We start from the raw sequence: 25,003 nt of genomic DNA, 5'->3' as shown, positions 1-25,003 counted from the left end.
TGTCAAAAATTAGTCGCCTCTAATTATTGCTAGGAATTTCAATCAAAAACTCAGTTCCTTCTCCCGGTTTAGAAGAACATTTAATTTGACCATGATGTTTTTCAACTACTATTTGATAACTGATAGATAATCCTAAGCCAGTACCTTTACCTAGCCCTTTAGTAGTAAAGAAGGGATCAAATATATGCGATCGCACTTCTTCTGGAATTCCCAGACCATTATCAGCTATTCTAATTACAATCTGGTTATTAATGGTTTGCGTACTAATCCAGATGGTTAAAGGTATCATCGGACACTTTTGAGATAACTTCAAATACCTTTGCTGTATAGCTTTAAACTTTTCCTCCAACGCATCAATACTGTTGCTCAACAGATTCATAAACACTTGATTTAATTGCGAGGGATAGCATTCGAGCAAAGGTAAAGTAGCATATTCTTTAACAATCTCAATAACTGGGCGTTGATTATTGTTTTTGAGCCGATGCCCTAAAATCAGCAAAGTACTATCTAATCCCTCATGAATATCTACTGCCTTCAATTCAGCTTCATCTGTACGAGAGAAGTTTCGCAGTGATAGTACAATCTCATGAATTCGCTCTGTTCCTACTTTCATTGAATCAAGAGTTTTGGGTAAATCTTCAATGATAAAATCCAAATCATGATTGTCAATGTCAATTTCTTTTTGGATAGTTGGCGATAGGGAAGAGTTTTGACGGTAAAGTTTCACTGCATTCAGCAGTTCTTGAGTATATTCTTCTAAATGTATAAGATTGCCAAAAATAAAACTCACAGGATTGTTAATTTCATGAGCGACTCCAGCAAGTAGTTGTCCTAAACCTGCCATTTTTTCACCCTGAATTAACCGGGTCTGAGTTTGTTTTAATTCTTGCAGGGCTTGAGTCAGTTCTAAGGTTTGACGTTTGGTTTGTTCGAGTAATTCTGCTTGCTGAATTGCAATTCCAAATTGCACAGCTACTTGAGCTAGTAAATTAACTTCTTCTTCTTTCCAGTAGCGCGGTTGCGAATTTTGATAAGCAACTAATAATCCCCATAATTTCTCACCTTGTCGAATGGGAACAAAAGTTTCGTTGCGTGGCAGTTCATTATCATCATCTGTATCCTCAAAGGTCTTTATAATCATTGGTTGGGCTTGTGCAACAGCTTTCCAACCATCTTTAAAAGAATCTGCCACAAATTTACCGCTCCAATCCGCGTTGAAGCGGTAGATTGCAACTCGCTCGACTTCGAGTAACTCTCGCACAGCTTGAGTAGTGGTTCTAAAAATAGTTTTAATATCAAGTGATTGGCGGATTTTATCAATGGTTGCAGCTAGCAATTCTTGACGTTCCATTGCTTTCTCGCGTTCAGTGGCTTCCGCTAACTGGATAACCTGCATTTGAACTTGCTTTAAATAAGAATCCTGTTTTAATGCGACTCCCAATTGCTCGGCTATTTGACTGGCAAATTCAATTTCAGAGGGTTGCCAATGACGAGAAGCAGTGCATTGATGAATACACAGTAATCCCCAAAGTTCACCTTTTTTCAATAGAGGTGCGACCAGATTTGCCCGCACCTGAAATTTTTCTAGGATTTGGACGTAGCAACCTGGAAACTTTGCTTGATAAATATCAGCGATCGCATTTACCCGCCCTTGGGCGTAAAGGTGGACAAAGTTTTCACCGAAGCAATAATCATAAACTTTTTCTGCTACTACCGAGTTACACTCAGCTACAACATCCTCAGAAATAAATTCTCCTTCCCAATCTTTTTGTGGGTCAAACTGAAAGACTGCCACTCGGTCTGCTTGCAGCATTTTCCGCGCCTCAGTGACAGTTGTTTGGAAGATTGTATCTAAATCTAGGGACTCTCGAATTCGAGTAATCACGCTAGTTAATGTCTTTTGTTGCTCTGCTTGGTACTGAGCGTGTGCCAGCAACTTATAGTGTCGCAGTGCCACACCAATTTGTGTGCCGATTTTGGTTAGTGATTCGACTTCATAAGATTGCCACTGTCTAGGTGAGACATTTTGGTAAGCAGCAATAACTCCCCAAAGTTTGTCTCCTTGAAGAATAGGAGCAGTTGCAAAGGCTTTTGCCTGGAATTGCTCCAACAAGGTTACATGACAGTCTGTTAATCCAGCTTGGTAAATGTCATTGACTGTAAATGTCTCGTTGTCAACATAACGTCCGCCTTGTGTCTGTTGTAAATAAGTATCAAAAATTGTCGGCTGAACACCAACTAAGGGAGTCCAACCTTCAGCAAATGATTCAGCGACAAAGTTACCACTCCAATCGGCATTAAAGCTAAAGATGGCAACTCGGTCAGCTTGCAACAGCTTGCGTATTTCTTGAGTCGTGGTTTTAAGGGTGGTTTCAATATTAAGGGGTGAGCGAATTTTATCGACAATCTGAGCAATTACTTGGTCGCGTTGAGCCGCTTGAGCCAATTTTGCAGCTTGCAATTGCACTTCGTGAAGATGCTTTGCTTGTTGAATCGCAACTGTCAGATGGTCAGCAATTTGACGAATAAATTCAATTTCCGATTCTTTCCAGTTACGAGCCTCACCGCACTGATGAATGCAAAGCAATCCCCACAGTTCTTTCTGGCGGGATAAAGGGACAACAAGATTGGCCTTGACCTGAAATTTACTCAAAATTGCGGCATGACAATCACTCAGTCCGGCATTATAAATATCGGCTACTGCTTGAACTCGACCTTGTTGATAACTGGAAGCAAATTGTTCTCCAAAGCAATGGTCGTAAACTTTTACTTCTAACGCCGAAGTCCAACCAGGCGCAACATCTTCAGAAACAAATTCTCCTTCCCAGTCTTTTTCTAGGTCAAACTGGAAAACAGCTACACGGTCAGCATTGAGCAGTAGACGTACTTCTGTAGCGGTAGTTTGAAAAATGGTTTCTAAGTCAAGAGACTCCCGAATTCGCACAATTACACTCGCCAGAGCCTTTTGTTGATCTAGCTGCTCTTGAAGTTGAGCGCTTGACAATAGAAGTTGATTTTCTGTGAAATTTGAATTGGGTTCCATTGCTCAGGATTTTATCGTTTTTATACAAGGGTTCCTAATACCAAACTTTATGAGTTAAAACAGTTCAAAACTGCAAAATTTTACAGTTTTAAGCTATTTCCTAGAAGCTGGCTGTTGTTATAGTTCCCCTTTCTCGATCTATCCTCGTAATGGGTTAAAAATAATTTTGGCTTGTCTACAACAAAAGATATGAATAATTCAAGGTTTTTAGTCAAAGGCTCTAGCGCGTACTAAGAGATAATTCGATTAATTCACATTGCGATCGCAGGCATCGCCCTTAAAATGACTATAAACTAATGACTGATTTGCCAAAATTTACCTGACAGACTGCGGAATTTCAGGTTAAATGTTTTAAAATATGCACTCTGCAAGAGTTGTCGGGTAATATTCGTGACACAACAAGACCAAAAACCCTCTCGTTCTTTCGCTGGAATTGCTGGCATTGTTGCCGCAGCCACATTAATTAGTAAAGTCTTCGGTTTAGTGCGGCAGCAAGCGATCGCTGCGGCTTTTGGTGTTGGTGCTGCGGCTACCGCCTATAGCTACGCCTATATCATTCCTGGCTTTCTATTGATCTTACTCGGTGGTGTAAATGGGCCATTACACAGTGCAGTTGTCAGCGTTTTAGCCAAGCGACGGCGAGATGAAGCGGCTCCTTTAGTGGAAACCGTGACAACGCTGGTGGCTGGAGTACTGTTGCTGGTGACAGTGGCTCAAGTTTTATTTGCGGATGCGATCGTTGATATAGTCGGTCATGGTTTGGAAGCGACAACCAGAGCGATCGCCATTCAACAACTCCGCATTATGGCCCCGATGGCTTTATTTGCTGGTTTAATTGGCATCGGCTTCGGTACTCTGAATGCAGCCAATCAATATTGGTTACTCTCAATTAGTCCCTTATTATCTAGTATTACCGTTGTTATCGGTCTTGGTATCCTGGCGATGCAACTGGGCAAGGATATTATTAAGCCGGAGTACGCTTTAATTGGTGGAATGGTCTTAGCTTGGGGAACCTTAGCAGGAGCAATTCTCCAGTGGTTAGTGCAGCTAATTGTCCAGTGGCGGTTAGGGTTAGGTACATTACGCCTGCGGTTTGATTTTAAATCCCCAGGCGTTCAAGAAGTAATTAAAATCATGACTCCGGCAACAGTTTCCTCTGGAATGATGCCAATTAATGTTGCCACTGACCTTTATTTTGCTAGTCCTATTCCTGGTGCGGCGGCAGGATTTAACTATGCGAATTTATTAGTTCAAACTCCGTTAGGGATTATTTCTAATATCATTTTACTGCCCCTGTTACCGATATTTGCCAAACTTGCTGGACCCGAAAATTGGCCAGATTTAAAGTTACGCATTCGCCAAGGACTGCTACTCACTGCCTTCACCATGCTACCGCTAGGGGCGCTGATGGTGGCATTATCTGTACCCATTGTGCAGGTGGTATATGAACGCGGTGCTTTTAAACCAGAAGCCACACAGCTAGTTTCATCCTTGCTAGTCGCTTATGGAATTGGGATGTTTGTCTATTTGGGACGTGATGTTTTGGTGCGGGTATTTTACGCTTTAGGCGATGGACAGACACCTTTTCGCATCAGTATTTTTAACATCTTGCTCAATATCTTATTGGATTGGTTTTTCGTTAAACCTTTTGGCGCTCCCGGTTTGGTATTAGCAACAGTGGGTGTAAATTGTAGCTCAATGTTGATGCTGTTGTGGTTGCTCGATCGCAAACTCAATGGTTTACCTTGGCGTGAGTGGGGTTTGCCGATTTTGGGTTTGGCTGCTGGTAGCGTGGTAGCTGGGGTAGCAAGCTATGGGACATTGGTTGGTTCTCAGCAGTTGCTAGGTAAAACGGGTTTACTAATTTTGGTATTGCAGTTGTGTGTATCTGGCTTTGTGGGGATTGCAGTGTTTACTGCGATCGCTTCCTGGATGAGAATACCAGAGGTGAATACTTTTATATCTCACCTACGCCGACGCTTTTTGAAAAAATAACTGTTATTGGGACTTAGACAAAAAGTAGCTAGAAAAAATACTCAAATGTATATACAGATGTTGCCCGGACATGATATAGACACTCTCAATAGTATTGGGTTGGGTTGAGGAAGGAAACCCAACATTTTGCGCGGTTTGTTGGGTTTGGCAAAGCTTCAACCCAACTTACCAATATTCAAAACCTATGCAGTTTTGCGAACAGCTTAGTATTTAAGTAGACATTTTTTTCTTACCCGTCCTATAGTTGCGCCGCAACCAAGTACCGTAAGTAAACCCAGGATAGTAGTTGGTTCAGGAACTCTCTCTAGCCTAGCGTTGCTAATCTCCAAAGCCGATGTAGTTACATAATCATCCACATCCACCACACCAAAAGCTAGGGTGTATGTTCCAGGAGTACTGAAGGTATAGGAACGAATGCCTGTTTCTTGAAGGAAGGGACTGTCAGCTTGGGTTACATCAGTGAAATCAGCCAATTTAATCAGTGTGCTGTCCACCAATAAAAAAGCGAAATCCTTGTTAACTGTCTCATTAGTGCGGAAGTTCCAGTCGAAACTCAAAGCATCACCATCTGCTACTGTGAGTGTATTTTTAATTGCAGACCCCTCCAATGCAAATCCTCCAATATTCAGGGCAGAGGCATCAGCTAAAGCAAGAAAATCTTGCAAATCTGGATATAAACCTGCATCACCTGCGGCTGTGCCAGAGTAATTGAAAGTACCGGCAGTAGCGGGATAGTCATCTTCAAATTCTAAGCTAGCAGTGGACAACTTAGCCCTACTTCCTGGGGTAACAACATCACCAATTTTTTGCCAACTGCTGAAATCTAATTGGACAGCGACAGAGGAGGTGATAGTCATTGCCAAACTTCCCAAAGTGGCAAGGCTGACAAGACCGACTTTGAAAGTTGAATGTTTGATAAATGTGGAAATGTTCATGAGATTCTCTGATGAAATAGGTTTGTATTTACAAGTGACAAAGGACACATGACTAATGACAGTTAGAGCAGGAAGTTATCAGATTGAGCTAGGGTGCTTTGAGATAGACCTTGTACAGTCAACAACTGTGTAGGACGAGCGCGACCTGCTGTGCCATCTATGTCAATTAGGACAGTAGTATTGCTTAAGAGAGTCCCAAAACTTAAGTAACCTTGGGTGGTTGCAGTCTCATAATTAAGGCTATCCAGGCTAAAGCTCTGCAATAGTTTGGTCAAGTCAATCTTGTCCGTAGCAGCGACAAAATCAGTAATTGTATCTCCAGCATCGCGGCTACTGGTATAGACAAAGCGATCGCTGCCAGCACCACCTGTAAGGGTATCTGCCCCTTGTAAACCAGTGATCAGGTTGTTGCTATCGTTACCCGTTAGGGTATCACGACTAGATGTGCCGTTAAAAATTTGGTCTTGGGCATACAGGCTAATTGCTACCGCCTGAATGTTATTGTTCTCGTTTGTTTCACCCTGGTAGTTGTCGCCGTAGTAGTATCTATCAGCGACAAATAATAGGTAGCGATCGCCTGTTGCTAGATAGTTGGGAATAGAAATGTCCTGGGTGGCTGTATAACTACCTGCTGCTGCTAGAGGCGTATTCTCTCCTGTATAATGATCGGTGAGATAAGTATCGCTATAGTCGAAGAACTGGTCATCAGAAATGTAAACTGCGTCATACCAGTCAGCCAAAGCAGGAACCGTACCTTGGTTTTTAACAGTCCAAGACACAGAAATCGTCTCATTTGATACAGCAGTGGTTGGGGCATTGGCGGCAGTAATGACTAAATCTACATCTGGGGTATTAATGGTGATGGCTTGGGCGAATACATTGTTAGTTTCATTCGTTTCACCCTGGTTGTCGCCAAACAATCCTCCTCCTACATCAGCGACAAATAATAGGTAGCGATCGCCTGTTGCTAGATAGTTGGGAATATAAATGTCCTGGGTGACTGTATAACTACCTGCTGCTGCTAGAGGCGTTTCCTCTGCTGCATAGCGGCTGGTGAGATAAGTATCGCTGTAGTCGAAAAATTGGTCATCAGAAATGTAAATTGAGTCATACCAGTTACCGAAAGCAGAAACTGTACCTTGGTTTTTAACAGTCCAAGATACAGAAATCGTCTCATTTAATGCAGCCGTGGTTGGGGCATTGGCGGCAGTAATCACCAAATCTGGGGCAGCAATGGTGATGGCTTGAGCGAATACATTGTTATCCTTATTGGTTTCACCCTGGTAGTTGCCGCCGTAGTATCCCCTATCAGCGACAAATAACAGATAGTGATCGCCTGTTGCTATATAGTTGGGAATAGAAATGTCCTGGGTGGCTGTATAACTATCTGCGGCTGCTAGAGGCGTTTCCTCTGCTGCATAGCGGCTGGTGAGATAAGTATCGCTGTAGTCGAAGAACTGGTCATCGGAAATGTAAACATAGTCATACCAGTTAGCGAAAGCAGACACCGTACCTTGGTTTTTAACAGTCCAAGATACAGAAATCGTCTCATTTAATGCAGCCGTGGTTGGGGCATTGGCTGCTGTCACCACTAAATCTGGGGCAGCAATGGTGATGGCTTGAGCGAATACATTGTTATCCTTATTGGTTTCACCCTGGTTGTCGCCAGACCATCCTCCTCCTGCATCAGTGACAAATAATAGGTAGCGATCGCCAGTTGCTACGGAGTTGTCAATATAAATGTCCTGGGTGACTGTATAACTCCCCCCAGATGCTAGAGGCGTATTCTCTCCTGTATCGCGGTAAGTGAGTTGGGTATCGCTTTCGTCGAAGAACTGGTCATCGGAAATATAAACTTTGTCATACCAGTCAGCGAAAGCAGAAACTAGACCTTGGTTTTTAACAGTCCAAGATACAGAAATCGTCTCATTTAATGCCGCGGTGGTTGGGGCATTTGCTGCTGTCACGATTAAATCTGGAGCATTTATGGTGATAGCTTGAGCGAATACATTGTTGTCCTCGTTGGTTTCAGCCTGGTTGTTGTAGCCTCTATCAGCGACAAATAAGAGGTAGCGTTGGCGCAGCCCGTCGTAGACATCGCCTGTTCCTACATAGTCAGGAATAGAAATATCTTGGGTGGCTGTATAACTATCTGCGGCTGCTAGAGGCGTATTCTCTCCTGCATCGCGGCGGCTGAGATAGGTATCGAAGTAGTCTAAGAACTGGTCATCAGAAATGTAAACTGTATCAGACCAGTCAGCGAAAGCAGACACTAGACCTTGGTTTTTAACAGTCCAAGATACAGAAATCGTCTCATTTAGTCCAGCAGTAGTTGGGGCATTGGCTGCTGTCACGATTAAATCTGGGGCAGCAATGGTGATAGCTTGAGCGAATACATTATTGTCCTCGTTGGTTTCACCCTGGTTGTCGCCAGACCATCCTCCTCCTGCATCGGCGACAAATAAGAGGTAGCGATCGCCAGTTGCTACGGAGTTGTCAATATAAATGTCCTGGGTGACTGTATAACTCCCCCCAGATGCTAGAGGCGTATTCTCTCCTGTATCGCGGTAAGTGAGTTGGGTATCGCTTTCGTCGAAGAACTGGTCATCGGAAATATAAACTTTGTCATACCAGTCAGCGAAAGCAGAAACTAGACCTTGGTTTTTAACAGTCCAAGATACAGAAATCGTCTCATTTAATGCCGCGGTGGTTGGGGCATTTGCTGCTGTCACGATTAAATCTGGAGCATTTATGGTGATAGCTTGAGCGAATACATTGTTGTCCTCGTTGGTTTCAGCCTGGTTGTTGTAGCCTCTATCAGCGACAAATAAGAGGTAGCGATCGCCTGTTGCTACGGAGTTGAAAATAGAAATATCGTGGGTAGCTGTATAACTACCCCCAGATATTAGAGGCGTATCCTCTCCTGCATAGCGGTTGGTGAGTTGGGTATCGCTATCATCGAAGAACTGGTCATCGGAAATGTAAATATAGTCATACCAGTCAGCGAAAGCAGAAACTATACCTTGGTTTTTAACAGTCCAAGATACAGAAATCGTCTCATTTAATGCAGCCGTGGTTGGGGCATTGGCAGCAGTAATCACCAAATCTGGGGCAGCAATGGTGATTGCTTGGGCGAATACATTATTGTCCTCGTTGGTTTCACCCTGGTTGTCGCCATCGCCAGACCATCCCCTTTCTGCATCAGTGACAAATAACAGATAGCGATCACCTGTTGCTACATAGCCATAGCCACCAATAGAAATATCCAGGGTGGCTGTATAACTTCCCCCAGATGCTAAAGGTGTATTCTCTCTTGTATCGTAGCCGGTGAGATAGGTATCACTTTCGTCGAAGAATTGGTCATCAGAAATGTAAACATAGTCATACCAGTTAGCGAAAGCAGAAACTAGACCTTGGTTTTTAACAGTCCAAGATACAGAAATCGTCTCATTTAATGCCGCGGTGGTTGGGGCATTGGCAGCAGTAATCACCAAATCTGGAGTACCTATGGTGATGGCCTGGGCGAATACATTGTTAGTTTCATTGGTTTCACCCTGGTTGTTGCCGAAGTATTCTGTATCAGCGACAAATAATAGGTAGCGTTGGCGCAGCCCGTCGTAGACATCGCCTGTTCCTACGGAGTTGGGAATAAAAATATCCTTGGTAGCTGTATAACTTCCCTCAGATGCTAGAGGCGTATCCTCTCCTGCATAACGCTCGGTGAGCGCGGTATCGCTATTGTCTAAGAATTGGTCATCGGAAATGTAAACTCCGTCATACCAGTCAGTGAAAGCAGAAACTAGACCTTGGTTTTTAACAGTCCAAGATACAGAAATCGTCTCACCTAATGCAGCCGTAGTTGGGGCACTAGCTGCTGTCACCACCAAATCTGGGGCATTTATAGTAATTGCTTGGGCGAATACATTGTTAGTTTCATTGGTTTCAACCTGGTAGTTGTATCCATCGGTGACAAATAACAGGTAGCGACCTGTTCCTACATAAGAGTCAAGATAAATGTCTTGGGTAGCTGTATAACTCCCCCCAGATGCTAGAGGCGTATCTTCTGCTGCATAGCGGCTGGCTAGTTGGCGATCACTGTTGTCTAAGAACTGGTCATCGGAAATGTAAACTGTGTCATACCAATCAGCTAAGGCGGAAACTGTACCTTGATTTTTAACTGTCCAAGATACAGAAATCGTCTCACCTAATACAGCCGTAGTTGGGGCATTGGCGGTAGTAATGACTAAATCTGGGGCAGCAATAGTGATGGCTTGGGCGAATACATTGTTAGTTTCATTGGTTTCAATCTGATTTTCGTCTAAATATCCTCCTCCATCAGCGACAAATAATAGGTAGCGATCGCCTGTTGCTATTTTTTGGAGAAAGTTAAAAATAGAAATGTCCTGGGTGGCTGTATAACTCCCCCCAGATGCTAGAGGCGTATTTTCTGCTGCATCGCGGCGGCTGAGATAGGTATCGCTGTAGTCAAAGAACTGGTCATCGGAAATGTAAATATAGTCATACCAGTTAGATGAGGCAGAAACTAGACCTTGGTTTTTAACTGTCCAAGATACAGAAATCGTTTCACCTAATGCCGCCGTGGTTGGGGCATTGGCAGCAGTAATGACTAAATCTGGGGCATCATTTATGGTGATGGCTTGGGCGAATACATTGTTGTCCTCGTTGGTTTCAACCTGGTTATTTCGTCCATCGGCGACAAATAACAAGTAGCGATCGCCTGGTGCTACGGTGTTGGGAATAGAAATGTTCTGCGTGGCTGTATTGTTACTGGCAGATCCTAGAGGCCATCCAGAATATTCACCGACGAGGGTATCGCTAGAGTCGAAGAACTGGTCATTAGAAATGTAAATATAGTCAGTCGTGAAAAAGCCAGAAGTTGTACCTTGGTTTTTAACAGTCCAAGACACAGAAATTGTCTCACCTAATGCAGCTGTGGTTGGGGCACTAGCTGCTGTCACTACAAAATCTGGGGCAGCAATGGTGATGGCTTGGGCGAATACATTGTTGGTTTCATTGGTTTCACCCTGGTAGTGGTCTTTATCAGCGACAAATAAGAGATAGCGATTGCCTACAAAGTTGGAAATATAAATATCTTGGGTAACTGTGTAGCTACTGTCAGACGCTAGAGGCGTATTCTCTCTTCTCTCATGGAAGGCGAGTTGGGTATCGCTGTTGTCGAAGAACTGGTCATCGGAAATGTAAACTGCGTCATACCAGTTGTATGCCTTGGCAGAAATTGTACTTTGGTTTTTAACTGTCCAAGACACGGAAATCCTCTCATTTAATGCAACCGAGGCTGGAGCATTAGCTGCTGTCACCACCAAATCTGGTGCATTATTTATGGCGATCGCTTGGGCAAATACATTGTTGGTTTCATTGGTTTCACCCTGGGAGTGGTCATGATCAGCAACAAATAACAGATAGCGATCGCCCAGTGCTACGAAGTTGTCAATAGAAATATCCTCGGTAATTGTATAACTACTGCCAGATGCTAGAAGCTTATTCTCTCTTATGTAGCCGTCAGTGAGGCGGAAATCGCTTTCGTCAAAGAACTGGTCATCGGAAATGTAAATATAGTCATACCAGTCAGATGAGGTAGAAGCTGTACCTTGGTTTTTCACTGTCCAAGACACAGAAATTGTCTCACCTAACCCAGCTATGGTTGGGGCATTGGCAGCAGTAATAACTAAATCTACATCTGGGGGATCATTGATGGTGATGGCTTGGGCGAATACATTATTGTCATCGTTAGTTTCAAGCTGGTTGTTGTAATATTCTCCTCCATCAGCGACAAATAATAGGTAGTGAACGCCAGATCCTACATCGTCGGGAATAAAAATGTCTGAGGTATCGGTATAACTACTGCCAGAGGCTAAAGGTCTTCCAGAATTTGTGTAGAGGACAAAACTATCGCTGTCGTCTAAAAACTGGTCATTGGAAATGTAAATAAAGTCATACCAGTAAGATGAGGCAGAAACTGTACCTTGGTTTTTAACAGTCCAAGATACAGAAATCGTCTCGCCTAATTCAGCCATGATTGGGACGTTAGCTGCTGTCACGACTAAATCTGGGGCATTTATAGTGATAGGTTGGGCGAATACATTGTTAGTTTCATTGGTTTCACCCTGGTTGTTTCCTCCATCAGTAACAAATAACAGGTAGCGGCTGATATTACCTCGTGCTACGGAGTTGGGAATAGAAATGTTCTCGGTGGCTGTATAACTACCTGTGGCTGCTAGAGGCGTATTCTGTCCTCCATATTTAGAGAAGAGAAAAGTATCGCTTTGGTCTAATATCTGGTCATTGGAAATGTAAATATAGTCATTCCAGTAGTTTGCCAAGACATAATCTGTACTTTGGTTTTTGACTGTCCAAGACATGGGAATCGTCTCACCCAAAGTCACATATAGTGGAGCCGTCACAGAAGACACTATCAAATCAATATTGTTCATCAATAATCTTCCAATTGTTTAATAGATGCTGCTTTTTCCAACATAAACACCAATCTCCCCGTAGGTTGGGCTTAAAATCTAGTAGATTTTTGAACAACCCCCTTGCTTTATAAAGTCCAACTTGTGGGGATGTGGTGTTTGGTTTTATTGATCTATTCGTCCTCACACAGCGCTCAAAAAGTCGTTACTGCGGGGATGATGGATTGATTTGGTACTAGATTTAGCTGATATGGTGAATTGAGAAACTTGGTGTTCACCAGTTCTTTGTAAGCCTCTATATCTGTCCGCCAGTTAGTAATTATTTCTGATAGAGCAGCTAGACGCTGACTTTGTTCTTCTTGAACGATTGGGTGATTAAAAGTGGCTGTGAACAATACGATGGGGCGCACTGTTTGATCTGGCAGTTGTAATCCTCCTTGATTGATATCCAAGCTCATCTGTGTCCCTTCTAGGGTGTAATTAAACCGCATCGCCGCTTGCACTGGTGCTATACCAAATTCATGCCAGGGGCCAGGATTCAGCAGTGTGCCAAAGATATAATTGCGTGCTGTATTGTTTGGCTGCTCAAAGAAGACGTGTCCGCGAAAGTTAATAGACACGCCCTGATAGTCTACTTGCGCCAATGTCTCTACATATTTGCGAACTAGAGCCGGAATTTCCACATCTGTGGATTCTTTGGTGGCAATTACCTCTGTGAAAATAATCCGATTGACTTGTGCAATGATACTGATACCGTTTTGAAAGACTACCTGAGCATTAGAATTCGTTAGAACTGGTTGTTGAGCAAGTTCCCACTCAATAGGGACGATGCCACTATATTTCAGAAAATCTGGAGTTAAGATTGTCGGGTTGTACTGTTTCGCTACGATCGCAATGGCAATTTCTTGAATATTTAGACTTTGGCTCATTGGCTTTTTTTCTCTGTGCAAATTTAATTTTGAATCGGGGCAGAGCTAATTAAAAAATTAACCCAGTCTAACTTGCTGCTAAGGCTGCATCGAATAAAAAGCCGCATTTTTGGCAGTTTTGGTTGACTTCAATATTTTATGAAGTCCTCTATTTGTTAATAATTAGTCATCAAAGAATAATCTCAGTAAAACTGGGATTATTATTCATGATATTCATCTATTCATATAACATAACTACTTAAGTAATTTATGCAGAATCGGTATATATTTACTGATTCTTTCTATAAAAAGCATTTTTGAAAATTATTCCTGGAAATATAAATTTTAAGTGAAGTGCAACTGTCTAAACAACTCTCAATAATCCCATATAAACAAGATCCCCGATTTATTTAAGAAGTCGGGGATCTGCGGCTTTAATTTATATCTCGTCTACATCAATGTTTTTTTAGCAATAATTATCATTTGGACTTTTCAGTTGGTACACCCAAGTGGGTGAGAAATAATTCAGCCAGTAGGGTGAACCAGGTGTGCGAGGTTACATTTTGTAAAAAAAGAGATTCTAGTAGTAGAGAACATTGATTTTACCTAACTCTAGTGAGAAGAATTCTATGAAACTTACAAAATTAGCTGCCTCTGCATTTGCTGTTGCTTCCATTGTTTTCTCGGCGGGAATTGCTTCTGCTCAAACAGCCGGTACAAACGGTAATTATATTGGTGCTGGTGTTGCAGTTGGTGCAACCAGTGGCGGACAAGGAAACGATGAAGCCCAAATTGGAGGGAATATTCAAGGACGTTACGCCCTTCCCAATGCACCTGTTTCGCTGCGGGGTTCTGTTCTGTATGGTGGTGATGCTGCTGCAATTATGCCCATCGTCACTTACGATGCGCCGATCGCCAGAAACACTAACGTTTACTTCGGTGGTGGTTATTCTTTTGTAACTGAAGAAGGTCAAAAAACCCCATTGGGCAATCGGAATTCACCTGTAGTCACCCTTGGTATTGAATCAGAAGTTAGCAATAATGTTATTGCTTATGGCGATACTAAATGGGGCATTGATGCCTACAGAAATAGTGATGCTGATGCTGTCAGCTTCCAAGCTGGATTAGGCTATCGCTTCTAGTGATTACGAGCTAGGAGACAGCTTATTCACAAGCTAAAGGATAATGTTTACCAGCCGTAATAGAATTTACTCTGTCATATCTGAGCATTCTTACTCAGATATGACACATTTTTTAATCATTTTTATTTATGATTTTGATAACCAATTATGTTGGTCATTATTAATAGTTTTTCTTAAAGTTAAATGGCCGATTTTAAATATGCCTAAAAGATATTACTCATGGAAAAGATTAATCCCATTCCAGAAATACTGGGTGAAACAACAGATGTAGAATCTTGGCTAATTCGGGCTGGGCTAAGATTTTCAGACTTAGGTAACGATGCCGCCAGTATTGCAATCCGTAAGCAATGGCGAGAATATCAAGCCGCAGTTCAAAGATGCTGTGCAGTCCTACACCAACCACCTTCACGTGTTCAATTAAGCGGCGACTATGCCAACCTGAGAATACCTGGGGGTGCATCAACGCATTGTGCGATTCCTCATACCGATTCTATGTGAGGCTGTACTTCAACCTGATGCGGATTTATTCTTCCACAAGCAGAGATTTTAGCAACTTGATGATGGTAATTCAGAATTCTGAATGCTTCTTATTAATCAATACGCTTGGGTTAAGGATTTTTGGTATTGATTTTAGGTCTGTAGAGACGTTGCAATGCAACGTCTCTACAAAGGATTTCGGGCTTAACTGAAATGTATTGTCTTATTAATAACTCTGTTGCACACCGTTTACTACTGGTTTAACTTCAGAAAATGGATCGGTGCCACCACCCCAGTTAAAATCACTAATTCGGATGCTAAAGCCGCCTAATTCCAAGACTGGATTGTAACGCAAGGTGATGCCATAGGTGCGACGGCTATATTCTAAAATATAATCAGTACTGCTTTCTCTACCAGTATCTAAGTTAACAGATGTTTGAAAGCCTAAGCGAAAAGGGCCGTAGATTTGCTGTGATATCCCAGCAGTCAAAACTTTGTTATCAACGGAGCGATCAAATAAAAAGGGTGATAATCCGTTATTTAAGCCTTGAGAGAAACTAATATTAAAGGCGGTATAGTCGAAAAAAGGGCGAGAAAAATGACCAACTTGTCCTTGTAAACCAATTCTCGCAGTTAGGGTGCTTTGGTTATCACCATTGCTGTAATAACTCGTAGTGCCCGTAAGTCCTGCGATCGCTTGCAAGTAAGGAACTACAGGGTTAGCCGTGTATCTTAATCCCTCAGTGGCAGTGGGTGGTAATGGTTTTCCCTGCCACAGTAATACCCCAGTACTGAGGTCAGCACTAGCTTGGAAACGACCTAGTGAAATGCGATCGTTTTCCCGTATGGGTTCTAGTAAGTCTTGACGATCGGTATTAGCATCGATATACTGAGCGCTTCCCTGATAGGTGAGGTTGATGCCACTTTTTCCTAAAGGAATCACAGGAGAGGTAATAATGCCCCCAAAACTGCTCTGGACAGTTTGAAAACCGAGAGTACCGTTGTAGAGGCGATCGCGGTAATTATATTGCACATTCAAGAGATGAGGAAGGGAAGTGCCTATTATCTGACGCAATCCCAAATTTATCCGCAAATTGTCTTCTACCTTGTCAAAGTCAAAACTGGTTAACTCCCCAGTTCCTTGAATTACTGCTCGTGGACTCAAAACAGAATTTACCTTTGTCTTGACAGCAAATAGTGAGCCTAAGTTACCTATACCTTCTTGCACACCTCTCTGTACTAGTAACTGAGGCGTGATTGTCCAGCTTGTCTTCTCTGTATCGATCACTGGAAAGCCACGCTCAATATACAAACCACCCCGCTTATCTCCATCATAGCCGGGAGAAACTATTGCAGGTGTAACGTCCCGCTCTCGGCGGTCAATCGTCTGCTGATTCACCGGAATTGGTAAGGAGATTCTTTGATCCAATACCAAACGCTGTCGCTGTGTTCTAATGCGGTCTACCAAGGGTGTTTCTCGTGTCAGAGTTACTGTATCTGCGCGTAACTCTAGTTCTGGAGGCGAAAAAGGATCATTGGTGATGCGGACATCTCTTGCTTGCCAGCCTTGGGGATAGAAGTCAATGTGTTCAGCTTCAAATCTGAGCCGATTGACTACACCTCCTGTTTTCGGGGGTGAGAGGTTGCTAGCATCAGCCTGACCCCCGACTGTAAAATCAATTCCTCCAGGGCTGCTTACACCAGAAAGGGGTTGATTGGCTCTAATGCGATCGCTAGGCGGACGTTTTGTTACTCCACCAGCAGCTGCATCTATGGGTGAGAAAGCAAAATCTGTTTGTGCTGAGGGCACATAAATTTCTCCTCTACCATTTAAGAGTTCTCCATTATCTTGAACAAAGTTATAGGTAAAGCGTTGTCCACGCAGTATTTGATCGCCCCTGGTTAAAGTTACGTTGCCTTCTCCGGCAGCAATTAAGTTGTCTAAATTAACTTGCAAGCGATCGGCATCCACCACCGCGCCATCAAATCGCACAACTACATTTCCAACAGCTGTAATAATTCGCCGTTGCTCGTCATACTCTTGCCGATCTGAAGTGACTTCGACAATTCTCGGTTTGGCTGGCGGTTTGCTAGCTGGTGCTTGTGGCTGATTGGTGGTATTTACTGGTGGTGTAGATGTTGGCGCTTGAGTTTGTTGTTGGACTTGAGAACTGAATTCTACAGTGATGGGCGTTGGGAGTTGCTTTGTCGGATTACGAGACTGGAATTTTATAAAATTTTGTACTGATTGAGAACTTGGTGCAAGATCGGCAGCAGATAGAGAGATATTGTCTCTTTGTGAAGACTGTGGCGCAGTAATGTCACTTAGCTGTCTTTGCTGGCCTAACTTCTTAGCTAAAATTTCCGCCTTGGATTCGACTAACTTATTGCTGGTTGTAACCCTGGGGACAACTGGAATAGAAGGCGGAGATTGGGCGACAAGGGGACTTGGAGAGACCCTATAGTTCAATCGTAGAGAGTCCAAAAAGGTTTGTTTTTCTCTACCAATAGAATTGGGATTTAGCGTAGACGCATTGGCGAAGCCTCTCGTAGAGAAGCGGCTTGTCGTTACACCTTGATCACCGAGTTTTTGAGAAGGTTCAGGTTTTGTATTTAGAGAAGGCTCCGCTCCAACTTTTTTTGACAATGCAGCGGCTTCTATTTGCGTCTCCCGTTTGCGTAACGCCGCTCTTAGGAGAAGCTCTGAGCGGCGGCGTTCGACGCTCGGATGGCCATTAGAGGTTTTAATATCCTGCGTTGGATAACCAACAATCAGCGATTTCCCCAAAAGTTCAGCACTTCCAGAGTCAGTAATGGGGGAAATTTTTGGTGGGAAGGTTTCTGGTGGATGGGGTACAGAGGAAGTTTCGGCAACTACCGAGTCATCCTGAGTTGAATTGATGGGAGTTGGCAATGGCGAATTACTTTTGGTGTCACCCGTAATTGACAACTCAGGCAAATCCTTAGACTGCTTGGATTTGTCTGTCTTTTCCTGCATTCCAGTTTCTACAACTGAAAGAAACTTTGTATGACTAGCAGATGAGGTGGGATTTACAGGTTGTAAAGATTCGAGGATAGGAGGCGGATTGGGTGGCAGAACTGGATGAAGCATAAGTGAGCAAAATCGGGCTAACAAACAGCCAAATGACGGACGGAAGGATAAACTATACATTCTGCCTTCCGACTGTCGCCTTCTGCTACCTACAGCAAGCTACCTGGAGGAAGAAACTTACTAAATTTCGCTTAGTAAGTTTCTGTGGCGTTTAGTATTTTCCGCCTTCCAAAGTTGCGGATGATTTATCGCCCTTTTACTCTAAGTCCCGACGGCCGGGGTTACGAGCAGGATCGTTCGACAAAAATCCGAAGATGAAGATAGTTACGAAGAAGGCAACAACAATATAAACAGCGATTTTTAAAGTCAGCATAGAAATATCTCCAACGGGTAAAACAAAGAAAGCTTTTCTTTGAGGATCTGCCATGCAGAAAAGATAGCTACTTTATATTACCCAAATCTCGTCCCTTTTTTAGAGGACTGTGGGGATTGGGGATTGGGGATTAGGGACTAGCAGTGTCTATCCTACGGTTATTGAGAATCCTGCAAGATTTAGATGCCCTTCAAAAATAACTCACAGATCGTTTACTCTTGTGACGTTGACTAACAACAAAGGTTTCCCAAAAAAGTTTACAGGAATATAGTTCTAATGCTCAATGCCCCATTCCCGATTCCCAATTCCCCATTCCCAATTCCCCATAACCTATTTCTCAGTTTGAACTAATGCTTAAGTCTTTGCCAATTCGGTTTTTGACTACTCGTGCAGGTATACCTACAGCAACGGAAAAAGGAGGAATATCTTTATTGACAACTGCTCCCGCACCAATAACACTACCTTTGCCAATAGTAACGCCATCTAATACCGTTACTCCATGACCTAGCCAACAATCATCTTCAATCACAATTCCCTTGCGACTAACACCTTGGTATTTAATTAGCTCCATCGGATCAGCAAAATTATGATTATTGGCATATATCCCGGAATGGGCAGCAATCATGCAGTGTTTGCCAATTTTAATGTCTCCTGGCCCCTCAATACACACGTTGGGAGCAATGAAGGTGTCTTCATCAATATGTATACACGTATCTTCCAAGCACCCTATATCAACGTTACGCTCAATAGCCACTCTATTGCCTAGATGAATTTTATTATTTTTGTGTCCTCTAGCATCCATGCGTACACCCTTGAAAATATAGACTCCACTGCCGATCTCAATACAAGAAGCACCATTAAATTCAACACCATTTTGAATATAAACTGGGCTGCCTATTTGGGCAAAAATACTCCGATATCCTAAACTACGCAACTTTGGCCCCAGAATAAGTGTAGGAAGATCCCCTAACACAGTAGTTACTACAAGTTCTTGCACACGCTGCAATTTGGAAAAATCTTGCTCATTAGGCATGGCTACATATCTCTTCAATTAATTGTTGTTGACAGTATTGAAAGTTTTTTGCCTGTATCCTAATCTTCTGCCAATACTAAGAAATACGAGATTTCTTAGTATTGGCAGTATACCGAAATTTACCCATATTTTTAGATGGTTTTCCAAAACTTGAAAAACCTCCAGTCTGGCTTTAACTATGTGAGCAATTCTTGAAATTAGGTGTGTTAGAATTACTCACTTGATATGCACAACAACTACCTTGGATCAATAGAAGCTTTTGTACCAGTTAAGGCATATAAAAACTTTGCTTCTTTTTCACCAGAGCAATTAACAAAAAATCTTTGTGCATTGCAGGGTCAAACCCCAGACTATGAAATTATCTGATGGGTAAATTGGTTGGTTTAGATAGGATACTGTTTTGGTTATCTGGCAAATTTGCAAAGCTTGTTACGCAACTAGGGATTGAGTTGTTTGCCTTGAGGCTACTTCCTATCAGGCGGTTTTAGTCTTTTAAAACAACTCAGTTCCACAAGCTATGTTGCAACAAAAAATACATTTAACTAGACTATATTCAAAAATTTAGATAAAATTTCTGCCTAGCATAACAATGTAATTATTGTTGGGTCTAATTGGGTATTATTGCCCCAAAAAACCCAATTAGGGTGGATTATCCCCAACATCAGCCATCACATTGAAGTTGACCATCGGTGCAAACAAGTAAGCGCTTCCCCGACTGCTATGACGGCTTTCTTGCAACGAATTTCTAGAGTATGCTGCTCCAATCATGTTGCACACAGATGATTTACAGACTAGCAAATTCATGCTTGTAATTACATGAATCGTTTTTAATAACAGTTGCTTTTAACAATAACACATTTTATTTTTAGTGGAACACTCTTAATAAATAAGTTGATTGGTGATGAGAATATTGTAAAATAGCTAACTTTTTTTATGGAACTATCGCTACTCTTAAATAATTTTATACACCTAGATAAAATTCCTGGAGGACGGTAATTTAAAAAATGATCACAGATGTTAATTGTCTTTTTGTCTATATTTCTACCTTTGCTTGTCCAAGTAATTTAATAATTGGGCGTTAAACTCAGAATGATATCTACTATACTAGTGACACCCTCTTCGTTCAAAAACTGAAAATTTTCTTCTTCCTTATTACTTAATATCTAAAAATTTGTAAATCACCCATTCGGGTGAACCAAGCGGGTGATGCGTGCTTGGTGTTACTCATTATAAATTTTATTGTAAAGAAAGCTAAAACTTAGCTTAGTTTCCAGGAGAAGTCCACAAAACAACATTAACTTGACCACATTGAGGTATCGGTTTTAACTCACACACTTGGTTCAAATTATGGCTTTAATTAAAGAAATTGTCCAAGAAGCTCTAAATAGCGGCTATCTGAGTGTTGTAGCCGAAGAACAACTGCGATCGCAACTTCAAAGTAATTATGACTCAGAAGACCTAGATGCCTGGATCATTTTACAGCGAGCTATGGTAGCGGGTGATGTAAAACTTGAGTCGCGCCGAAAAAAAGCTTCTCTTTCTCCTAAAGCCAAGGACGCTTCATCAAGTATCAAACTTGCTTATCAAATGGCAGCGGAGATTGCTTATGCAGCTGCTGTAGCTTTGTCAATGACAAAAAATACTAAAGACCAACCTTCACTAGGTTCATAAGATAACACGCTAAGAAGTTATTTTCCTGATTTAGTATCCAAAATTTATACCAAGTAGTTTGCGACGCTTTTTCTAGTTAACTGCTTGGTATTATTTTTACACATTCCTCTTTTAAGTGATGTCTACATGGGTTACTTTGTATCACATCTTCTCAAACAATCCTTAACCTAAGAATCATAGCTGCTTATTTTATAGTACAATTTTATTAAAAAATAATTAAAAATTTAACCTTTGTGGAAATAGCTATAAGGAAAATTCACCCTCAGCCAAGACATTAAAACTGATCCCCGGAAGCAATACTAAAATAAATATAAATTATTTATTCAAAACTAGATTTTTTTCAGTGTATAGATGCCACTCAATGATTAAATCTTAATATACCAAGTACATGGCTGAGAAGTAAGGCACAGAATTAGAAACACCTTGGTGTAAACTTTAGCAACGATGTTAAAAAAATTCTCAATGCTTAACAAAGTCATCGCTTCTTCACAAACTACAGTATAAAGAATTGGCAACATTGGTAAAGACAGTAAACAATAACCATAACTAAACTTGGAGTTTTGCCAACCTATGCAGCCAATTCGCACATTTAACGTATCCCCTTCACTACCACCGCGACTCGAACCACTGCGGCGGTTAGCATATAACTTGCACTGGGATTGGAACGTTGAGAGCAAAGATTTATTTCGTCGCTTAGACTCTGACTTGTGGGAGTCTAGCCATCATAACCCAGTGTTGATGCTCGGTACTATCTCTCAATCGCGGCTTTTGGAAGTTGTCGAAGATGAAGGCTTTCTAGCGCAAATGGATCGAGCTGACCGTCAGTTAGACGATTATTTGCAAGAACGCACTTGGTATCAAAAACAACGGGAAGACAAACCAAAAGAATGCTACGCCTATTTTTCGGCGGAATTTGGACTTGTTGATTGTTTACCTGTCTATTCTGGCGGCTTAGGCGTTCTGGCGGGGGATCACCTCAAATCTGCTAGTGACTTGGGGCTACCGCTTGTTGGTGTAGGTTTGCTGTATCAGCAAGGTTACTTTGCCCAGTATCTCAATGCTGATGGCTGGCAGCAAGAACGCTACTTGCTCAATGATTTTTATAATATGCCCTTGCATCTAGAGCGCAATGCCGATGGTTCAGAACTACGGATTGCGGTAGATTATCCTGGACGCAAGGTATACGCTAGAGTTTGGCGTGTACAGGTGGGAACAGTTCCCTTGTATCTGCTAGACACCAATATTGAACCCAATAACACTTACGACCACGACATTACAGACCAGCTGTATGGTGGCGACATCGATATGCGTATCCACCAGGAAATCATGCTGGGGATCGGTGGTGTGCAAATGCTCAAAGCTTTGGGGCTGAAAGTCACCGCCTACCACATGAATGAAGGCCACGCCGCCTTCTCTGCCCTAGAACGCATCCGTTTGCTGATTCAGGAAGAAGGGCTGAGTTATGCCCAAGCAAAACAGGTGGTGGCTTCCAGTAATATTTTTACTACCCACACGCCAGTACCAGCAGGGATTGACTTATTCGCTCCCGACAAAATGCTGCACTACTTGGGGTACTATGCAGAGATATTTGGGTTGCCTAAAGAGCAATTTTTAGGACTGGGGCGCGAGAATACAGGCGATTTATCTGGGCCTTTCAGTATGGCGGTGCTGGCGCTGAAGATGGCAACATTTTCTAACGGTGTCGCCCAACTGCATGGTGTGGTGTCGCGGCAAATGTTCCAGGGTTTGTGGCAAAATGTGCCAGTAGAAGAAGTGCCGATCGCAGCAATTACTAATGGTGTCCATGCTCGGAGTTGTGTGGCGAAATCGACTCAAGAGTTGTACGATCGCTACCTCGGGCCAAATTGGTCATCAGCACCACCAGATAGCCCATTGTGGGAGCGGATGGACGCTATACCTGATGAAGAATTGTGGCGCAATCACGAACGCTGCCGCTTGGATATGATTTTGTATGTGCGGGAGCATTTGGTCAAGCATTTGAGCGATCGCGGTGCTTCAGCTTCCGAAATTATCCAGGCACAAGAAGTTTTAGATCCTTACGCTTTCACCATTGGCTTTGCCCGTCGCTTTGCCACCTACAAACGCGCCACCCTCTGGATGCGTGATTTGGATCGGATTAAGCGGCTTCTGCTGGCTAACAAAGACCGGAAAGTGCAATTTGTGATTGCTGGGAAAGCACATCCGAAGGATATTCCCGGTAAAGAACTGATCCGCGATATCAACCACTTTATCCGCGAACAGCATTTAGAAAAACAGGTAGTGTTTGTCCCCAATTACGACATTCACATCTCCCGGTTGATGGTTGCGGGTTGCGATATCTGGTTAAATACACCGCGTCGTCCACGGGAAGCCTCTGGTACTAGTGGCATGAAAGCCGCAATGAATGGCTTGCCGAATTTAAGTGTACTAGATGGCTGGTGGGATGAAGCTGATTATGTCCGCACGGGTTGGGCGATTGGACATGGAGAGAATTACGACGATCCTAACTACCAAGATGAAGTAGAAGCAAATGCTCTCTACGAATTGTTAGAGAAGGAAGTTGTACCGCTATTTTATGAACATCGGGATACTGATGGCTTACCCCGTCCGTGGGTTGCCAAAATGAAGGATGCAATTCGGTTGAATTGTCCGTTCTTTAATACAGCGCGGATGGTAGGAGAATATGCACAAAGGGCTTATTTCCCAGCTAGCGATCGCTATCATACCCTGACTGTTGATAACTATGCCCCAGCGAAAGAACTAGCTGCTTGGAAAGAAAAATTGGGCGAACACTGGTTCAACATCAGAATCAAAGATGTTGATGTATCGGCAGCTTCAGACATTGAAGTTAACCAAACTGTTGCTGTCAAGGCCAAGGTTGACTTGGCAACTTTGACAAATGATGATGTGCAGGTGGAGTTATATCAAGGTGCGATCGATGCCAATGGTGAGATTGTCAACGCTGTAACAGTGGTGATGGATTACCAAGGTGAGGATTCACAACAATTGAGCATTTACACGGGTAATATTACTTATACCGCTTCTGGTTTACAGGGCTTGTCTTTGCGTGTATTGCCGAAAAATCCAAATCTGGCTAATGCTTATGAACCAAGGTTGATTGCTTGGGCAGAGTAAGAGTGCTGAGTAGTTAATAAATACTCAAGAATAGGCGTTGCTAACTTAATTTAGCAACGTCTTTTATTATGTGATGCAGTCATGCCCCAAAATAACTATTGCTAAAATGATGAGGAATTAGAAGGCAATACAGTTCAGTTAAGCATTTTTTCCTTCTCTTTCTTCTCTCTGTGTACTCTGCGCCTCTGTGGTTCGTTAAAAAAATGACTTTGACAAAGAGTGCTAGCCTTAACTGAACCGTATTGAATTAGAAGGAAAATGCGATTTTAAGTTTAACAATGCCTTTTATATCAAACATTTTTAGGTAAGTAATTAATATCTAGTAGCTGTTCTAAGGTATAGGTAGAATATTGAGGTAAGTTATCGAGTTTGCCTTCAGTTTTATCAATTACATACCCTAAAGCATCATTATAAATTGATGGTAATTCTTTTTCTAAAAATTGATATAAATTCGTTGTTAACTGACGTTTTAATTGATTCCTAAAACCTCTAATTTCTGCTTTCCAATGTCCAGAATTATATTGAGATTCTTCTGTCCAGTATTGCAGTAGCAAGAGATGTCTAATAATTTGTTCTAATAAACTAGCAACCTTGGCTTTGTCTCTACGACCCAAACTTTCTAGCTCCTCAATTAAATTTTCTAAATCTAATTGTTCTAAATGGTTAGCTTTCAATAACTTGATTGTTTCGTCTAACCAGAGATGCTCGTCAATTTCATAAAGTTGTTTCAAACTCAAATTAGAACTAACTCCTTGCATAAAAACTCCTTGAGTTAAATCTTACTACA

Annotated in this window: 14 protein-coding genes; 5 read left to right on the top strand and 9 right to left on the bottom strand. The window is 42.3% G+C overall.

All coding sequences use genetic code 11. The features are described 5' to 3' along the window. Positions 1–19 precede the first annotated feature (19 nt). Complete coding sequence (locus V7K69_RS01805; protein WP_335030859.1) at positions 20–3,043, bottom strand: GAF domain-containing sensor histidine kinase; 3,024 nt, start codon at positions 3,041–3,043, stop codon at positions 20–22. A gap of 390 nt (positions 3,044–3,433) precedes the next feature. Here V7K69_RS01805 and murJ point away from each other — a divergent pair, with 390 nt between their 5' ends. Beyond that, entirely contained in the window at positions 3,434–5,038 is a 1,605-nt protein-coding gene (murJ, locus tag V7K69_RS01800) for a murein biosynthesis integral membrane protein MurJ (protein WP_335030857.1), read from the top strand. 203 nt (positions 5,039–5,241) lie between these two features. On the opposite strand, the gene V7K69_RS01795 is transcribed toward murJ, so the two are convergent. The 3 genes from V7K69_RS01795 to V7K69_RS01785 all read right to left on the bottom strand — a co-directional run bounded on the left by V7K69_RS01795 (position 5,242) and on the right by V7K69_RS01785 (position 13,354). Further along, positions 5,242–5,973 carry a PEP-CTERM sorting domain-containing protein gene (locus tag V7K69_RS01795; protein ID WP_335030855.1) on the bottom strand — a complete coding sequence of 244 codons (732 nt, stop codon included), beginning with the start codon at positions 5,971–5,973 and terminating at the stop codon, positions 5,242–5,244. 62 nt (positions 5,974–6,035) lie between these two features. After that, positions 6,036–12,446, bottom strand: a complete 6,411-nt coding sequence (locus V7K69_RS01790; RefSeq protein ID WP_335030852.1) for a CARDB domain-containing protein — start codon at positions 12,444–12,446, stop codon at positions 6,036–6,038. A 173-nt stretch (positions 12,447–12,619) separates the two neighbouring features. Then, positions 12,620–13,354: a hypothetical protein gene (locus V7K69_RS01785; RefSeq protein WP_335030850.1), complete on the bottom strand. Its 735-nt coding sequence runs from the start codon at positions 13,352–13,354 to the stop codon at positions 12,620–12,622. A 608-nt stretch (positions 13,355–13,962) separates the two neighbouring features. On the opposite strand from V7K69_RS01785, the gene V7K69_RS01780 reads away from it, so the two are divergent. Then, positions 13,963–14,475 (top strand): outer membrane beta-barrel protein, encoded by a 513-nt coding sequence (locus V7K69_RS01780; protein WP_335030848.1) that lies wholly within the window; start codon positions 13,963–13,965, stop codon positions 14,473–14,475. 219 nt (positions 14,476–14,694) lie between these two features. Beyond that, entirely contained in the window at positions 14,695–14,973 is a 279-nt protein-coding gene (locus V7K69_RS01775; protein WP_335030847.1) for a hypothetical protein, read from the top strand. 205 nt (positions 14,974–15,178) lie between these two features. Here V7K69_RS01775 and V7K69_RS01770 read toward each other — a convergent pair whose 3' ends face one another. From V7K69_RS01770 to V7K69_RS01755, 4 genes are all read right to left on the bottom strand, one after another. Next, positions 15,179–18,124 carry a DUF3769 domain-containing protein gene (locus V7K69_RS01770; RefSeq protein ID WP_335030845.1) on the bottom strand — a complete coding sequence of 982 codons (2,946 nt, stop codon included), beginning with the start codon at positions 18,122–18,124 and terminating at the stop codon, positions 15,179–15,181. 136 nt (positions 18,125–18,260) lie between these two features. Continuing rightward, complete coding sequence (locus V7K69_RS01765; protein WP_041566417.1) at positions 18,261–18,377, bottom strand: photosystem II reaction center protein I; 117 nt, start codon at positions 18,375–18,377, stop codon at positions 18,261–18,263. Between the two features lie 337 nt (positions 18,378–18,714). After that, complete coding sequence (locus V7K69_RS01760; RefSeq protein WP_335030844.1) at positions 18,715–19,410, bottom strand: acyltransferase; 696 nt, start codon at positions 19,408–19,410, stop codon at positions 18,715–18,717. Positions 19,411–20,049: 639 nt separating this feature from the next. Next, positions 20,050–20,214: a hypothetical protein gene (locus V7K69_RS01755; RefSeq protein WP_159402498.1), complete on the bottom strand. Its 165-nt coding sequence runs from the start codon at positions 20,212–20,214 to the stop codon at positions 20,050–20,052. A 543-nt stretch (positions 20,215–20,757) separates the two neighbouring features. Between V7K69_RS01755 and V7K69_RS01750 the strand changes: the two genes are divergently transcribed. Both V7K69_RS01750 and glgP read left to right on the top strand, forming a co-directional pair. After that, positions 20,758–21,081 carry a hypothetical protein gene (locus V7K69_RS01750; protein WP_335030842.1) on the top strand — a complete coding sequence of 108 codons (324 nt, stop codon included), beginning with the start codon at positions 20,758–20,760 and terminating at the stop codon, positions 21,079–21,081. Between the two features lie 570 nt (positions 21,082–21,651). Next, on the top strand, positions 21,652–24,216 hold the full coding sequence (glgP, locus tag V7K69_RS01745; RefSeq protein WP_335030840.1) for an alpha-glucan family phosphorylase: 2,565 nt from the start codon (positions 21,652–21,654) through the stop codon (positions 24,214–24,216). A gap of 290 nt (positions 24,217–24,506) precedes the next feature. Here the strand turns inward: glgP and V7K69_RS01740 are convergent, their stop codons facing one another. Next, positions 24,507–24,974 (bottom strand): DUF29 domain-containing protein, encoded by a 468-nt coding sequence (locus V7K69_RS01740; RefSeq protein ID WP_335030838.1) that lies wholly within the window; start codon positions 24,972–24,974, stop codon positions 24,507–24,509. Positions 24,975–25,003 lie beyond the last annotated feature (29 nt).

Origin of the sequence: Nostoc sp., assembly GCF_036917775.1 — a bacterium.
GTDB lineage: Bacteria > Cyanobacteriota > Cyanobacteriia > Cyanobacteriales > Nostocaceae > Nostoc.
This window is presented reverse-complemented; position numbering and strand designations above follow the sequence as displayed.

Excerpts from the sequence above, each read along its gene's own strand:
- V7K69_RS01805 (WP_335030859.1), bottom strand. The coding sequence starts at position 3,043 with ATGGAACCCAATTCAAATTTCACAGAAAATCAACTTCTATTGTCAAGC.
- V7K69_RS01795 (WP_335030855.1), bottom strand. The coding sequence starts at position 5,973 with ATGAACATTTCCACATTTATCAAACATTCAACTTTCAAAGTCGGTCTT.
- V7K69_RS01790 (WP_335030852.1), bottom strand. The coding sequence starts at position 12,446 with ATGAACAATATTGATTTGATAGTGTCTTCTGTGACGGCTCCACTATAT.
- V7K69_RS01785 (WP_335030850.1), bottom strand. The coding sequence starts at position 13,354 with ATGAGCCAAAGTCTAAATATTCAAGAAATTGCCATTGCGATCGTAGCG.
- V7K69_RS01780 (WP_335030848.1), top strand. The coding sequence starts at position 13,963 with ATGAAACTTACAAAATTAGCTGCCTCTGCATTTGCTGTTGCTTCCATT.
- V7K69_RS01775 (WP_335030847.1), top strand. The coding sequence starts at position 14,695 with ATGGAAAAGATTAATCCCATTCCAGAAATACTGGGTGAAACAACAGAT.
- V7K69_RS01770 (WP_335030845.1), bottom strand. The coding sequence starts at position 18,124 with ATGTATAGTTTATCCTTCCGTCCGTCATTTGGCTGTTTGTTAGCCCGA.
- V7K69_RS01765 (WP_041566417.1), bottom strand. The coding sequence starts at position 18,377 with ATGCTGACTTTAAAAATCGCTGTTTATATTGTTGTTGCCTTCTTCGTA.
- V7K69_RS01760 (WP_335030844.1), bottom strand. The coding sequence starts at position 19,410 with ATGCCTAATGAGCAAGATTTTTCCAAATTGCAGCGTGTGCAAGAACTT.
- V7K69_RS01755 (WP_159402498.1), bottom strand. The coding sequence starts at position 20,214 with ATGAATTTGCTAGTCTGTAAATCATCTGTGTGCAACATGATTGGAGCA.
- V7K69_RS01750 (WP_335030842.1), top strand. The coding sequence starts at position 20,758 with ATGGCTTTAATTAAAGAAATTGTCCAAGAAGCTCTAAATAGCGGCTAT.
- glgP (WP_335030840.1), top strand. The coding sequence starts at position 21,652 with ATGCAGCCAATTCGCACATTTAACGTATCCCCTTCACTACCACCGCGA.
- V7K69_RS01740 (WP_335030838.1), bottom strand. The coding sequence starts at position 24,974 with ATGCAAGGAGTTAGTTCTAATTTGAGTTTGAAACAACTTTATGAAATT.